The 14,602-nt window shown below is 61.4% G+C and carries 11 protein-coding genes and 1 pseudogene; 4 read left to right on the top strand and 8 right to left on the bottom strand.

The genetic code is table 11. From position 1 onward, the window contains the following. Positions 1-206: 206 nt before the first annotated feature. The 3 genes and pseudogenes from AC1DX8_RS10965 to mmsB form a co-directional block, all read right to left on the bottom strand. Positions 207-1,007, bottom strand: coding sequence for a substrate-binding domain-containing protein (locus AC1DX8_RS10965; RefSeq protein WP_477629959.1), 801 nt, complete (start codon positions 1,005-1,007; stop codon positions 207-209). 69 nt (positions 1,008-1,076) lie between these two features. Then, positions 1,077-1,427, bottom strand: a pseudogene (locus AC1DX8_RS10960) (LacI family DNA-binding transcriptional regulator); the annotation flags it as partial. Positions 1,428-1,480: 53 nt separating this feature from the next. Beyond that, complete coding sequence (gene mmsB, locus AC1DX8_RS10955) at positions 1,481-2,371, bottom strand: 3-hydroxyisobutyrate dehydrogenase (protein ID WP_477629958.1); 891 nt, start codon at positions 2,369-2,371, stop codon at positions 1,481-1,483. A 112-nt stretch (positions 2,372-2,483) separates the two neighbouring features. Between mmsB and AC1DX8_RS10950 the strand changes: the two genes are divergently transcribed. Further along, a complete protein-coding gene (locus AC1DX8_RS10950) occupies positions 2,484-3,395 on the top strand; it encodes a LysR family transcriptional regulator (protein ID WP_477629957.1) in 912 nt (303 codons plus the stop codon). A gap of 96 nt (positions 3,396-3,491) precedes the next feature. Here the strand turns inward: AC1DX8_RS10950 and AC1DX8_RS10945 are convergent, their stop codons facing one another. The 5 genes from AC1DX8_RS10945 to AC1DX8_RS10925 form a co-directional block, all read right to left on the bottom strand. Beyond that, positions 3,492-5,036 carry an amidase gene (locus AC1DX8_RS10945; RefSeq protein WP_477629956.1) on the bottom strand — a complete coding sequence of 515 codons (1,545 nt, stop codon included), beginning with the start codon at positions 5,034-5,036 and terminating at the stop codon, positions 3,492-3,494. A gap of 204 nt (positions 5,037-5,240) precedes the next feature. Beyond that, on the bottom strand, positions 5,241-5,927 hold the full coding sequence (locus tag AC1DX8_RS10940) for an ABC transporter ATP-binding protein (protein ID WP_477629955.1): 687 nt from the start codon (positions 5,925-5,927) through the stop codon (positions 5,241-5,243). 4 nt (positions 5,928-5,931) lie between these two features. Further along, on the bottom strand, positions 5,932-7,812 hold the full coding sequence (locus AC1DX8_RS10935) for a branched-chain amino acid ABC transporter ATP-binding protein/permease (protein WP_477629954.1): 1,881 nt from the start codon (positions 7,810-7,812) through the stop codon (positions 5,932-5,934). Then, complete coding sequence (locus AC1DX8_RS10930; RefSeq protein WP_477629953.1) at positions 7,809-8,675, bottom strand: ABC transporter permease subunit; 867 nt, start codon at positions 8,673-8,675, stop codon at positions 7,809-7,811. Before AC1DX8_RS10930 ends, AC1DX8_RS10935 begins: the two co-directional genes overlap by 4 nt. A gap of 46 nt (positions 8,676-8,721) precedes the next feature. Then, complete coding sequence (locus AC1DX8_RS10925; RefSeq protein WP_477629952.1) at positions 8,722-9,939, bottom strand: ABC transporter substrate-binding protein; 1,218 nt, start codon at positions 9,937-9,939, stop codon at positions 8,722-8,724. A gap of 755 nt (positions 9,940-10,694) precedes the next feature. On the opposite strand from AC1DX8_RS10925, the gene AC1DX8_RS10920 reads away from it, so the two are divergent. The 3 genes from AC1DX8_RS10920 (at position 10,695) to AC1DX8_RS10910 (ending at position 14,544) form a co-directional block, all read left to right on the top strand. Beyond that, positions 10,695-11,891 (top strand): transporter substrate-binding protein, encoded by a 1,197-nt coding sequence (locus tag AC1DX8_RS10920; protein ID WP_477629951.1) that lies wholly within the window; start codon positions 10,695-10,697, stop codon positions 11,889-11,891. 60 nt (positions 11,892-11,951) lie between these two features. Next, entirely contained in the window at positions 11,952-12,746 is a 795-nt protein-coding gene (locus tag AC1DX8_RS10915) for an alpha/beta fold hydrolase (protein WP_477629950.1), read from the top strand. A gap of 298 nt (positions 12,747-13,044) precedes the next feature. Then, positions 13,045-14,544, top strand: coding sequence for an aldehyde dehydrogenase family protein (locus AC1DX8_RS10910; protein ID WP_477629949.1), 1,500 nt, complete (start codon positions 13,045-13,047; stop codon positions 14,542-14,544). The last annotated feature ends 58 nt before the right edge of the window (positions 14,545-14,602 follow it).

Raw genomic sequence — 14,602 nt, 5'->3', positions numbered from 1 at the left:
GTGAGCAGCCGAAATAAGAGCGACAACCCCCAACGCCTAGACCGAGCCTCGTCAAGATCCCGGTCATGACGTCAATGAAACAAGTAGCCGATGAGCGGACATGCCGATCGAGTCTGAGCGCCTGCGAGGGAGCGACACTCATTGGTGGCGATGTTGATTCACGATGATGTCAAGGCCCCGGTTATCTGCGGTAGGCGAGCAGGTCATCACGTTGATGACCGCTCGACGAGGCGACCGACTATGCGGTCGCAATCCGAAGGCGGCGTCTCGCCTTTGATGAGCCGAAGCACCCCGTCAATAGCACGCCAAGCCAGTTCGCGGGACGGTTCTTCGATCGTCGTAAGTGGCGGATCCGTCGCTAGTGCGGCCAAGGAGGGCTCGAAGCCCACGATGGCCACGTCTTCCGGAACGCGAAGCCGGAGGCGGTGCAACGACCGCAGTGCGGGGAATGTGGTGGACTCGCCAACTCCGATGAGGGCGTCGAAGGGCTCGGCCGCCTTTGCCATGGCTTCCACGCTTTTCGAGTAGGCGGAGGCGCCACCCTCTTCTGGGGAAATGCACACGCGCGCAACAAGGTCGTGCTCGGCCATCGATTGCCTGTACCCCGCGACACGTGCCCCCTCAAGAGGCGTGGGTCTACCGGTCAGTAGAGCCACGATATTTCGGCGACCTTGGTCGATTAGATGTTGCGTGGCGAGTCGTGCATCGGCTTCGTTGTTTCGCACTACGGCGTGGCGTGCGAACTCGTGCCGGGTGCTGCCGACGACCACAACGGGCTTATCGGCCGTAGGTGCCCAGGCGTCTCCTGATGCGGTAACGACGATGAAGCCGTCCACTGGCAATCCTGACGATCGCCCGAAGAACTTCTCCAGATGCTCGCCGTACGCCGATCCGCAGAAAGGCTCGTCGGCTGGCAACGGCGCCAAAATTAGTCCGAGACCAAGCCTCGCAGCCTCGGCCGCGGCGGCGATGGCCAAAGATTCGCTGCCGCGATCGAGGTTCGGCACGACCAAGCACAGCGTGTCGTGCCTCCCTGTGCGCAGCGCCCTCGCGCTCACACTTGCTCGGTAGCCGATGCCTTCGGCAAGGGATCGCACATGCTCTCGGGTTGCTTCCCTAACTGCGGGGTGGTCCCGCATGGCGCGGCTCACAGTTGCAATGGACAGGTTCGCCGCACGAGCTAAGTCCACAAGCGTCGCGGGCCTCGGCCTATTATCTACAGCCATGTCGTGGACAGGTTGAAGGGGTGCCCGCCCGGCCGAGGTGCACCGTTGGCGTTCAGCGTGCTTCCGGTGTTGACGGTCGACAATGCTTGTCCTCTTGTCGGATCGGGCTGGTACTCCTGCTTCGTGAAGGCGCTTGGCGTAGGAATCTCCACGGTCTGCGACGGGGTCGTACTCAGCCGAGACAATGTAGGCGGGAGGTCTGCTGGAGAGGTCGGGCTAGGCTCTAGCGGGCGAGCCAGTGGGCCGAGGTGTACTCAACGGTTACGACGGCGAAGCTGGCGGATGATGCCCGAGGTGTCGAGGTGGCCTTCTTCCGCTGCGTATTCGGCGTAAAGTTCGTTGGCGACCTCAGAGACCGGGAGATTTAGACCGACTTCCGCTGCAGCTCCAAGGGCAAGGCGCAGGTCCTTGCTCATCAACGCAGCGGCGAAGCGTGCGGAATAGCCCTCGTCGGCCGCAGACCCAGGCACTAGGCCCGGGAGCGGGGTGAAATTCTGAAGGGCCCACGTGTCGCCGGACGAGGACGACAAAACCTCGAAGAGCTTGTGATGCTGGAGCCCAAGTTTCTCACCGAGGAGGAACGCCTCACATGTCGCAATCATTGCGCCCGAGAAGAGCATGTTGTTGCAGACCTTCGCCGCCTGGCCCGCACCGGCTCCTCCGGCATGGATGATCTTCGCACCCATCCGTGACAGCACAGGTTCTGCCTTCAGAAACGCCTGCACGGTCCCGCCCACCATAAAGGTGAGCGTGCCGGCTCGTGCCTTCGCTACACCGCCCGACACCGGCGCATCAACGAATGTGTAGCCCTTCGCCGTGACGTCGTCGTGGAGCCTTTTCGTAGTGGCGACGTCGATCGTGGAGCTGTCCACGACTAGACCGCCGGGGGAGAGATGCGTCAGGACACCACCGGGTCCAAGAAGCACCTCTTTCACGAGAGCTCCGTTGGGCAGCATTGTGATAACGACGTCGGCCCTGGCAATCGCGTTGGCCGGGTCCTCGACGACCTCAACGCCAAGATCGGATGCTGTCTGTCGCGCTGCAGGTGAAACGTCGACACCCGTGACGTCGTAGCCAGCCCCTGAAAGGCTCGCCGCCATTGGCGCTCCCATATTGCCGAGTCCAATGAGGACGATCTTAATCATGTCCGGTCTTCCAGGTCGGGTGATGGCGGCCGCTTCAGCGGGACCATAGAAGTACCCTCGGTGTTAAGCCATGCACAGTCCAGAGGCACATCCGCACTGTTAGTGTGCAAACGTGCACACCCCTCAACTCGACCTGGACGACCTCAAGTACTTCCTCGCCGTGGCCAGGCATGGGCGTCTGGTGACGGCGGCCGAACGGCTCGGAGTTGAGCACAGCACAGTGTCACGCCGCGTCCGCGGTCTCGAGAAGGCGTTAGGCGTGCGACTATTCGAGAAGACGCCGGCTGGCTGGACACTAGCCGAGGCGGGTGCTCGACTCCTGCCACACGCCACGGAGATCGAGGAGCTAGCCCAACGCGCGCAGGCCGACGCATCCGGATCGGATGCTCAGATCCGCGGCACTGTGCGAATCTTGGCCAACGAGGGGGTAGGCGCCTTCCTCCTTCCCTCGATCCTCGTTGACCTGCAGCAGCGAGTACCGCGCGTTGGGTTCGAGGTCGTGACGACGTCCCAGGTTCTATCTTTCCGGACGGGCGAGTTCGACATCGCCATCACGATTCATCGACCTGACTCCGACATGGTTATTTCTCAGAAACTAGTCGACTACTCCTTGCGCCTATACGCCTCTTCCGACYATCTCGGCCGTCACCCTCCAGTCCATACGCCCGAGCAGTTAGATGGGCATTGGATGGTTTGGTACATCGAATCGCTGGTGGGCCTTCCTGAGCTGAGGTTTTTTGAAGAGATAGTTGGCGAGCCCCAGTTCGCCTTTCGTAGCAGCAGCCTTTTTGCTCAACACCAAGCCGTCGTTGCAGGCGCCGGCATAGGGCTACTGCCCTGCTACCTCGCCGACCTTGATCCTCGCCTGATACCCGTGCTCCATTCTGATGTGACCGTGTGCCGTAGTTACTGGCTGGTTATACCGAAGGCAGTCGGTCGGGTCCGCCGGGTCAGCCTTACCGCACAGTCTCTAGTGAAACGGTTCGCTGCGATGGGGGATCGGCTCGAACCGGGACCGCGTTGACCGATGCAAGTGAAGCCCTTTTCCGGTGCGCCGCGTCCTTGATCGACCGCCAGGGCCGCTCCACTGCAAGTGATGAATCTGCCGCAGGGAGACGGGTCACCCGCTGAAATCCGCGGCGTGGTCCGGTCGTGGGAACCCGCCCACGGCGGTCTCGAACGCGTGTGCCACGCGCAGCACGGTGGCGTCATCGAATCGCTTGCCCACGATCATCATGCCCACCGGGAGACCATCGATCTGGCCAACCGGTACGGAGCAGGCCGGGTGTCCTGTCAGGTTAAACGGCAAGGTATTGGCCAGCATCGTGAGGGCGACGTTCAAGACATCCGCAACGGGCGCGTTCTGCGGTGGCAGTACAGCCGGCAGATGCGGTCCTGTGGGCATGATTAGCACATCGTGCTCATCAAGGGCGGCGTCGTAGGCGTTGGAGAGCATGCGCTCGAGCCGACGAGCCATGGCGTAGTGGCGACCGTGTTCAGTCGCGAGGACGTGCTTGCCTGCCATGGCGACAAGTTTCACTGTGGGCGAAAGGCGGCCTGGATCGTGGCGCCACTGATAGCCGAAGTGCTGGATCAGCTCTGGGTCGTAGAAGCCTTTCCAGTTGCGTCCGTAGGCGTTGCCTTCGAGCATCTGCCAGTAGCCGCCCTCGACGGAGATCACGTCCCAGATGGCAGGCGCGTGCTCGTGCCACGGAACCGATACGTCATTTGAGGCCATACCCGAAAGCTTGAGCCTGTTGATCGCGTCGCGCACTAGGTCGGCCACGCGTCGGTCGATGTTGGGGAGCGTGAAACCCTCGCGCAGTACGCCTATCCGGAGTCCCAACGCCGAGCGGCCAAGCTCACCCACGTAGTCGACCGCCTCGATCGACGTCGGCTGACGCGGATCGAGCTCGTCCACTCCGGCCATCACCGTTAGCATGAGGGCTGCGTCGCGTACGTTGCTGCACATCGGCCCCAGATGGTCGAGCGTCTGCTCGATCGGGAAGGCTCCCGTGTAGGGCACTAGCCCGAAAGTAGGCTTGTGGCCGACAATGCCACAGTTCGCGGCTGGCCCCCGCACGGAACCACCCTGATCGCCCCCGACGGCAATATCGACCTCGCCCGTCGCGACCAGTGCCGCGCTACCGCTGGACGAGCCACCCGCCGAGTGTGCGGGGCTCCAGGGGTTATGCACCTGATGCGGCTTGCTCGTATGCGAGGCCCCCGAGAAGCACAGGTCCTCGCAGGTTGACTTGCCCACAATGGTCGCGCCCGCGGCGAGCAGTCGGCTGACGACCGTCGCGTCCTCAGTAGGCATGAAGCCTTCCATTGTCAGAGAACCGTTGGTCATCGGCACGCCGGCCACGCTGACGTTATCCTTGATTGCGACCCGGTATCCCGACAACGGGCCATCGACGGCCCAACCGATCTCGGTTCGCACGTACCAGGCACCAAGGGCGTTCTTCGCCCTTTCGGGCCAGGCCCATGCCCGGTTCGGGGTCGCAACGACGGAGGCAGCGTATAGACGCTGAACCTCGTCCCAGGAGGACATGAGCCCGTCCATCGCCTCGTGATAGGTCAGTAATTCCGTATCGTCGACAGCCAGCCTGGCCTCACGGGCGATTCGCGCCAAGGCTTCACGATTGGGCCGTTCGACCTGCATTCCGAGCTCCTTGCCATGAGGCCGTTCCGGCTTCGCCGGTAACGGACGCGAACATCTGCAAAATACATAGAGCTTAAACTTCGCTTCTCGGCACGGCCCTCAACCAGACCGTGCCCGCATACCTAGACTTAGCGCACTCAGCCAGCGGCCCGAGAACTTTCCGAGCAGTGACGATTGATTCATGGCTCAATCCTCACCTAGTGCTCAGAGACCCAAGTACTCGTGCTGGACATCGGCGGAGCCCTTGATGGCCTCAGCCGTATCCGACAGGGCGATCCGCCCGTGCTCCATGATGCACACCCGGGAGACGAGGTCGGTTGCAAAATCAAGGTTTTGCTCGACCAGCAGGATAGCAATACCTCTGCTCGCGGAAAGATCACTTATGACCTGTCCTATCTGATGGATGGTTGAGGGCTGGAGGCCTTCAGAGGGTTCGTCAAGAAGTAGCAACGTAGGGGACGCAACTAGAGCTCTGGCTATGGCGAGAAGCTGCTGCTGCCCCCCGCTTAGCTGCCCGCCTGGCTGGGTCGCTTTCTGACGCAGTATGGGGAACTCCTCAAACGCTTGTTCCACCGCGTCCCTCCAGCCGTTGAGTCCCGCGCCGTGAGCCGCGACGCGGATGTTGTCCCGGACGCTCAGGGTCCGGAAAATGTGCCGCCCTTGGGGGACGTATGCCATGCCACGGTGAATGCGTTGATGCACGGCCAGGCGGGTGACATTCGAGCCGTCGAGGTGAATAGCGCCGAGGCGGGCAGGTATCTCACCAATGATTGTTCGTAGTGTGGTGGTCTTGCCCGCACCATTGCGCCCCATGAGCCCAACGAGTTCCCCAGGGCCGACGGTCATTGAAAGGTCGTCCACCACCATGGTTTTGCCGTAGCCGGCGCGCACCTGATCAATGCGTAGCACTTGCATCCCGCCCTAGGTAGACGTCCAGTACTTCGTCGTTCTCACGTATCTCCGCCAGCGAACCTTCGGCGAGAAGGGCACCCCGGTGGAGAACTGACAGGGGGGCCCTGAGCTCTTCAACGAACTGCATGTCGTGTTCAACCACGATGACCGAGATTTGCGAGGCGAGCTCCCGGATCAGCTCAGCCACTCTGGTCGACTCTTCCCGGCCCATGCCGGCTGCCGGCTCGTCGAGAAGGAGCACCGAAGGACGCGTTGCGAGGGCCATGCCGATGTCAAGCCACTGCTGTTTGCCGTGCGCAATCGCCCCAGCTGAGAGTCGGCGGGCGTCGTCTCGACTGTAGCCAAGCCAGTCGGTCACCTGGTCGGCGATAGCATCCGCCCGCGACGGGTTTCGCCAACTGCCATATGCCGCGAGCCAAACGTTCTCCCGAAGCGTCAGGTCTGGAAACAAGCTCGTCACCTGGAGCTTGATTGCCATGCCATTTCGCGCTCGGGCATCTGGGCGCTTCCGGGAAACGTCGTTCCCGTCGAGAAGGATTCGACCACTCGACGGTCGAAGGTTGCCTACCAGCACATTGAACAAGGTGCTCTTGCCCGCGCCGTTGGGTCCCAGCAGCACACGAATGCCGTCACCTCCGAAGGACAGGTCAAGGTTGTTGACGGCGCGGACACCTCCGAATTCCTTGACCAGCGCCTGCACGGCCACGGTCTTGCCAGTGCGCTCCGCGACCAGGCCTGTGACCAACGCGGCCGCCCCGATGGGACTTGAGCGCTCCTCCGCTCTAGTCGGATCAGCCCTCCACCGTTGCAGGAGGCCGGCGACCGTCGGCACGACACCCGACGGGATGACCAAGACGACGACAATCAGTACAACACCCAGCACCAGGGGGGTGACGGTGCTTCCCGTTTGGGTGATAGCAGTCGTCAACTGCTCGACGACAAAAACGCCGAGACAGGCACCGACGATCGACGTCTTCCCGCCGACCAACACCCATATCACGAGCGCGGTCGCCGTGCTGAGGCCGAAAACCGACGGATCAACGAACGCACCCCAAGAGGCATACAAGGCACCAGCGAAGCCTGCGATGGAGCCTCCGATGACGAATGTGATTAAGTTGTAGCGACGAACGTCATATCCAAGTAGGCGGACGCGCGTCGGATTCTGTGCAATCGCCCTGACGATTCGCCCGTAGGTCGACCGGCGCAGGACTGTCAATGCCGCCGCGACTAACGCCGTCGAGACGGCGGTGAACTGGAAGAGGCCGCGCACCGACAAAGGTTCCAAGCCGGGGAGACTGACGGGCGGGATGCCAACCATGCCGTTGAAGCCACCAATGGCCGCGGCCCCGATCCTGTACTTGGGATCGCTGAGGCCCGAAACCAGCGTATAGAAGATCAAGCTAACAGCAAGCGTCAGAATGGCAACATAAATTCCCGACACCTCGCCGTAGAACAGGAAATAGCCTACCGTTACCGCCAGCACCGAAGCGACGAGCGCCGCGAGGCCAATGGCGGTGAGCGTCTCATGGGTCTTGGGGTACAGGTTGATCCCGGCCGCCCCGTAGGCGTATGCGCCCACACCGAAGAATGCTGCCTGGGCGAAGCTGAAGATTCCAGCGTGCCCCCACACCCAGATCAAGCTCATCGCCAAGACGCAAAAAGATAGCCAAGTGGTCCATTGCTGCAACTGGAATTCGGCGGCGGACTGCGAGGCAGCAACCACGGCAACTAAGACGCCGACGGCGGTCAGCGGGGCGCGCGCACGCGGGGACCCGAGCAGCCTGACCGACCTATTGCTTTCGCGCACCCGCAACCACACGCGGCTAGTGGTATTGGTAATGGTAGTGGCCATGTCGTCCGTCACAGATCCTTCCCCAACTTTCCAGAAATCCCAGTGGGTAGCACGCGAAGGATCACGATCGCGGTCACCAGCAAGGCAGTCACGCCCAGGACCGGACCGACCGCTTCGGAGACCAGGTGCAAGACCATGCCAAGAAGGCCAGCCGACCCAGCCGTGCCGGTGACCACACCTTGACCTCCGACAACCACAGTCATGAACGCCTGCGGAATATAAACCGCACCCATATTGGGTGTCACAGCGACAACCGGTGCCAGGAGGGCGCCACCGGCACCGGCCAGCGTGGACCCGAAACCAAACGTGTACATGTTGACGCGTTGCGAATTGATGCCCAGGCCGGCGGCCATTCCTGGGTCTGCAGTGGCAGCCCTGGCCATCAATCCAAGACGTGTCCTTGTGAAGACGAACCAAGTGATCAGCAGCAACGAGAGCGCGCCGGCAATCAACACTAAGCGGTACGTCGCAATCGTGAAGCCGCCGAGGTCGAACTTTCCAAGAGGTGTCGGAATACCAAGCGTGCGAGTACCCCAGATAAAGACTGCGGCTTGCACCATGATCAGGCTAAGGCCGAAGGTGACCAGCATGGTCGACTCCAGCCGGCTGTAGAACCGCCTGATTAGGACCCGTTCGACGATGACACCAAATACACCCACCGACAGCGATCCGACCACCATGGCGACGGGAAGAGGGGCCCCCGCCTTGGCCAGTGTCAAAGTGACGAAGGCCCCGAGCATCAGGAATTCACCATGGGCAAAGTTGATAACACCCATCATTCCGAACATGACCGCCAAACCAAGTGAGATAATCACGAGCGTCGCGCCGGCATTGATGATACTCAGCAATGTATTTAGTACTTGTCCGAAGGTCATATACACCCATTTCTTAAGGGAAAGCGGTCCGCCTCGGATCCGGCCATCAGGGTGTGAACTGCTTATTGATGGTCGGGTCTTTCACGAGGTTGCACTTCTCCATCTCGAACGCTGGCTTCACTGCCGGGACAGTCTCAAGAACCTTGAACCCATTGGTGCCGTCCGTCTCCGCCAGAGTGATGGACTGGATGGCATGATGGCTGCCGGGGTCGATAGCCACTTCACCACTCGGGGAGTCAAAGGAGATGTGACCCGACTCGAGCGCATTGGTGACCGCTTTACGGTCAGTGGTTCCGGCCGTCTTCACTGCCTCCGCCCACAGGTGAAGGCCGTTCCACATGGTCACCGCCGAGTCGGTCATCGAGGCCAGGGCCTTGGCGCCGTACTCGTCCTCGTAGAGCTTTCGGAACTCCGCATTCTCCGGAGTTGCGATGCCAGGGAAGTACCCGAAAGCCACCGTGATGTTCTTGGACTCCTGAGGGGTGAGCACCTGCTGCTCGCCGCTAAGGCCGAACGCGGTTGAACCGATTGGAATGTGCTGGTTGAGGCCGGCTGCAGCGTAGGCGCGGTAAAAGGCCGTATGGTTCGAGCCGACTAGGAAGGAGAAAACGACGTCGGGCTTGGCCTTCTGAATGTGGTCTATCACTGTGCTAAAGTCGGAGCTTTCGAGTGGGACGAGGTCCTTTCCGAGCACTGTCCCGCCGGCCGCCTCGACGTAACGCTTGGCCCACTCGCTGGCAATCTGACCGTAGTTGTAGTCAGCTCCGGCGATGTAGACCTTGGGACCGTACTTCTTGATCATGTGCGGGACGAGCGCCGCGAGCCCCTGTGACGGGACGTTGCCAGTTGCGAAAGTGTTCTTGTCGCACACGCCACCCTCGTACAGCTCGTTGTAAAAGTAGAGAACCTTGTTCCTGTCGAAGATGGGTCGGATCGCCTCCCGTGACGCACTGTTGATTCCTGCCATAGCGACGTCCGGATGGTCCCTAGTAGCCAACTGCGTTGCGTACTGGGAGTACTTCGCCTGGTCCGACTGGGCATCATAGAATTTCAGTACGACCTTCTTGCCGAGAAGACCACCGCCGGCGTTCCACTGCTTAACGGCCAACTTCTGAGCGTTATACATTGCTTGACCGGAGACATTCTGGATGCCGCTCACGTCCAAGATACTTCCAATTACGATCTCATTCTTGGTGCTTGGCCCCTCAGCGCTAGGCGAGCCACATGCGGCGATGCTGAGGGCCAGTGCGGCAGACGCGATCACGCTGACGCGTGCAAAAGTGTGGTTGATGGCGACTTCTCCTTTAACGGACTCATGACGGGCACGAACAGGCTGAGCGTCCGACTGTCGTCGCCCGCGTGCTGGGAACACTGCAGTGGGTGAGAGGTCGGGTCCAGAGGCAATGCCGCACTTTCTCTGTGCACGTCTGCACAGGGACTGATGTCCGGGCACCTCTTGAGCTGGTGGCGCTCAGCTACCGCCGGCTTGTCGTGACGTGTCTGTTCTCCCAAATGCCGCCGTTTGATGTGTGCCGGGAACATTGCACTTCGAGTTGCGCCAACCGGACGCAGACGCGTCCGCGCCGGCAGGCCCCTTTCAGTGTCCAGGCAAAGGTGGCGAATTGGCCCCCCGACACCCTCGCCTTCACCACGTCGATGAAGTGCAGTGGGCCCTACCGCGAGCGCGCTCATCGCCGTGGATCCCTGAGGTCCGTGGGCCGTACACAACGCTCCCCAGAGTGCCGGTCGAACGGAGGACCCTGCGCGATGTGCAAACGTGCACACGGCTCGTGCTCAAGTCCCTCTGGACCGTTGTTATGAGACTCAGCCAGTGTCTGCGAATCAGAGTCGCACGGCGACGCCTGTGGCGCTTGCGCAGTCGGCTGTGAAGTGTGCCTGACTCAGCAGAAAATCGCGGCGCGAGGCCCGCCGACATTCCATCAACGCCTAACATTCAGGAGTTTCATAATGCGGCATCCGATTCGGCGCGCGGGCGTTTTCGCGTCCACATTGCTTCTAGTGGTCACAACCACCGCCTGCGGGGGGACGGGCGCGAGCGGATCCGCGAGCAAGAAGGAGATCGTGATTGGCAGCGTGCTCGATGTGAGCGGTTTCGCAAGTGTAGCTGGACAAGCCGTCTACAACGCTCAAAAGCTGGCCGTGAGCGAATGGAATGCTCAAGGCGGGATATTGGGCAAGAAGGTCGTACTGAAGTTCTACGACTCGGGATCCGACCAGGCGAAATATGCTCAGTTTGCTACTGAACTGGCGATCAAAGACCATGCCGACGTCGCCATGGCTGGCATTGGCAGTGCCGCACGGGAGGCGATCCGCCCCATTTTTGACAAGAATAAGATCCTCTACTTCTACAACGAGTTGTATGAGGGTGGGGTTTGCGACAAGGACCTTTTCGCGACGGGAACGGTTCCCTCTCAAAACCTCGCACCACTTGTGCCGTGGATGATCAAGAAATATGGCCCGAAGGTATACATCGTCGGAGCGGATTACAACTATGGCCATATTGCTGCCGCATGGGCCAAGCGGTACGCCGATGCCGCTGGAGGAGAAGTTTTGGGGGAAGACTTTGTCCCATTGCAAAGTTCCGATTTCGGGTCCGTGATTTCGAAAATCCAACGCCTAAAGCCAGACTTGGTATTTTCGTTTCTAGTGGGAACCAATCACGTGGCCTTCTACCGGGCATATTCCGCCGCCGGGCTTAGCAACAGTGTCCCCATCGCCTCTACGGCGTTTGGGCTGAGTGGCGAGCAGCAGGTCCTCACCCCGGAGGAGTCCAAGAACATCTTCGTCGCATACGGTTACTTTCCGCAGATTCAGTCGGAGGCCAACAGCTCATTCCTGAAGCTTTACGAAAAGCAATACGGAGCAAAAGCGACGAGCCTGGTCACCGACTCTGCCGTGGCGACGTGGAATGGCATGCAGCTATGGGCCAAGGCAGTCGAGAAGGCGGGAACGACTGACCGTACGGCCGTGACGAAGGTCCTTGAAGCTGGAGGCGTTTCCTTCGACGGGCCCAGCGGCGCCGTGACGATTGACCCTGGCAGCCATCACGCCGTCCAGCCGGTCAGCATCGCCGAAACCGACGGCCAAAACGGGTTCAGGGTCCTCGAGAGTGTTCCCGAAGTGAAGCCAGCGTTCGAGATGGAAAAGTGTGATCTCCTCAAGAGTCCAACCACTAACAAGCAATTCACGCCGTAACACCGGACGTTCGCTGCCCCAAGTACCTGTCGATCCTCGTACACACAAGGAGTTCCCGCAATGACACACGACATCTCGCTGGAGACCACAACGTCGGCCGACGGCACCCCTATCGGCTATTTCCGCCGTGGCGTGGGGCCGGCGCTAGTCATTACGCACGGCAGCGTTGCAGTGTCTGACAACTGGATTCCCGCGACAGAACACCTAGCACGAGACTTCACGTGTCTAGTGATGGACCGGCGAGGCCGCGGACGAAGCGGGGACGCGATCCGCTACGACCTGTCTACGGAGGCCGAGGACATCGCAGCTGTCATGGCGATCGCGGGCCCGGGAGCCAACCTGATGGGCCACTCCTACGGCGCGTTGTGCGCGCTGGCCTATGCTGAGCGGCATCCCGTCGACGGAACACTCCTACTCTTCGAGCCACCGCTCGCCGTGGACGGGCCAGTCGTCGGCGACGCACTGCACACGTACCGCCAGCTCATTGCGTCCGGCGATTACGATAAGGCCATCGAATTCGCTGTGATCAATATCGTTCAGGTACCTCCGGAGCAGATTCCTGCCCTACGAGAGACGCCCATGTGGGCAAGTCTGGTGGAGCTCAGCCCCACCTGGACCCGGGAACTGGAGCAGATCGACAAACTCGGCGATGACCTGACCCACTACTCGTCGATTACGGCCAGGACGCACGTAATCGCCGGAACCGAGACAACGCCGTTCCTGTACGCGTCCGCGCAGGCACTCGTAGACGTTATCCCGACGGCATCGATCACATACCTGGAGGGCATGGATCACTTCGCCCACGTGGTTGACCCAGCCCGCTTCGCAGAAGCGGTGCAGGCCGCCGCTCGATGAGCCCTAGAGACCTCACATGTTGAGCGGCTAGGGGCTCGTGGTCGCTCATTCGACGGCGTCTTGAGCGCAGCAGTCGCGGGCGAAGGTCACCTGTGAAGACGTCGAGCGGCAAGGTCCAGCGAACTGTCCTGATCAACATCTTCGCCGGAGGCTAAGCCCGGAAGCGCTTAAGGACGCTCGGAGGCTACGAGAAGCCAGCTGGCCGTCCCAGCGCGGCGCAATGAAAGGCTCCGAGGGGACACGGCCCGGTCCGTGGCCTGGGCGGACCTGTTTTGAGAACACCAACCAAGGAGCCGTCATGCCGGACAAACTCATCGCGAGTATGGACACGCGCGCCCTGGTGGCCAGCGATACGCTCATGTTCGTGGACGGCCGGTGGACAGAGTCCGCTGGGGGGCAATGGATCGACGTCATCAGCCCCCGCGATCTTCAGGTGGTGGGCCGCGTCCCACGAGCCAACGCCGAGGACGTCGACCTGGCCGTTCAAGCTGCGACTGCGGCATTCACGGCCTGGCGCAGCACCCCGCCTCGGGTACGGGCAGAGAGCTTCCGAAGAGCCGCCGATGCCATGGAGCCGCACGTCGAGCGGATTGCTCGCGTCAATTCGCGCGAAAACGGCAACGCGCTACGCACTCAGACACGCGGCGAGACGGCATTCGTCGCCGACTGCTTCCGATACTTCGCCGGGGTGGCCAGCGAGCTCAAAGGGGCAACCATCCCGATCAGCGATGCTTCCTTGGACTATTCGCTGCGCCAGCCAATTGGCGTCGTAGGTGCAGTGGTGCCTTGGAATGCGCCCATCATGCTGTCGATGCTGAAGATCGCCCCGGCGCTGGTGGCGGGCAACACCGTCGTCCTGAAACTCGCCGAGGAGGCGCCCCTCGCGGTCCTGGAGATTATCAAGATCTGTCAGGAGTTCTTCCCTCCGGGCGTTCTCAATGTCATCACCGGTTAYGGCGCGGAGGCTGGCGAAGCGCTCATTACCCACCCGGGCGTGGTGAAGCTTAGCTTCACCGGCTCCACCAGAGTCGGTCAGCGCGTGATGGAGGCGGCCTCGGAGCGCATCGTGCCCGTCTCGCTGGAGCTGGGCGGCAAGAGCCCGCAGATCGTGTTTCCTGACGTCGCAGACGAAGACTGGGTGATCCAAGGTGTCATCAACGGCATGCGCTTCTTTCGCGCGGGCCAGTCCTGCACAGCCGGGTCGCGTGTCTTCGTTCATACCGACGTGTTCGACTCGTTCGTCGAGAAGTTCGCCGGCAAACTCGGCCAGCTCAACGTCGGCGACCCTCTGGAGGAGTCCAGCGACCTCGGCGCCATCGTCAACCAGCGTCAGTACGACACGGTGTGCGAATACATCGGCGACGGCATCGCCCGGGACCCTCGCAGCCTCGTCCTGGGCGGCATGCCCGACGAGGGCGGCCCACTGTCCCAGGGCCTCTACGTCAAGCCCACTGTATTCGCCGGCGTCGCCAACGACTGGCGGATAGCCTCGGAGGAGATCTTCGGACCTGTCGTCTGCATCATCCCGTGGAGCGACCTTGACGATGTCATCGCCATGGCCAATGAGACGCACTACGGCCTAGCGGGGTTCGTGTGGACACGCGACATAGTCCGGGGCCTGCGCACTGCGCACGCCCTCGACGCTGGATGGATCCAGATCAACAAGGGCGGCGGCCAGATTCTTGGCCAGTCTTACGGCGGCAGCAAGCAGAGCGGCTTTGGCCGTGAGTTCTCTCTCGAAGGCATGATCGACAGCTACACCAGGCACAAGCACGTCTCCGTTGAACTGGGAGTCTGATGACCTACACTTCACCAGGTCCGGTGACCCACCTCTGTCAGCCCGCCGAGGAGGGCTG

The sequence above is a fragment of the Pedococcus sp. P2_A3 genome (assembly GCF_056405035.1).
Note: the sequence above shows the minus strand (reverse complement) of the source record. Positions and strands in the feature narration are given on the sequence as shown.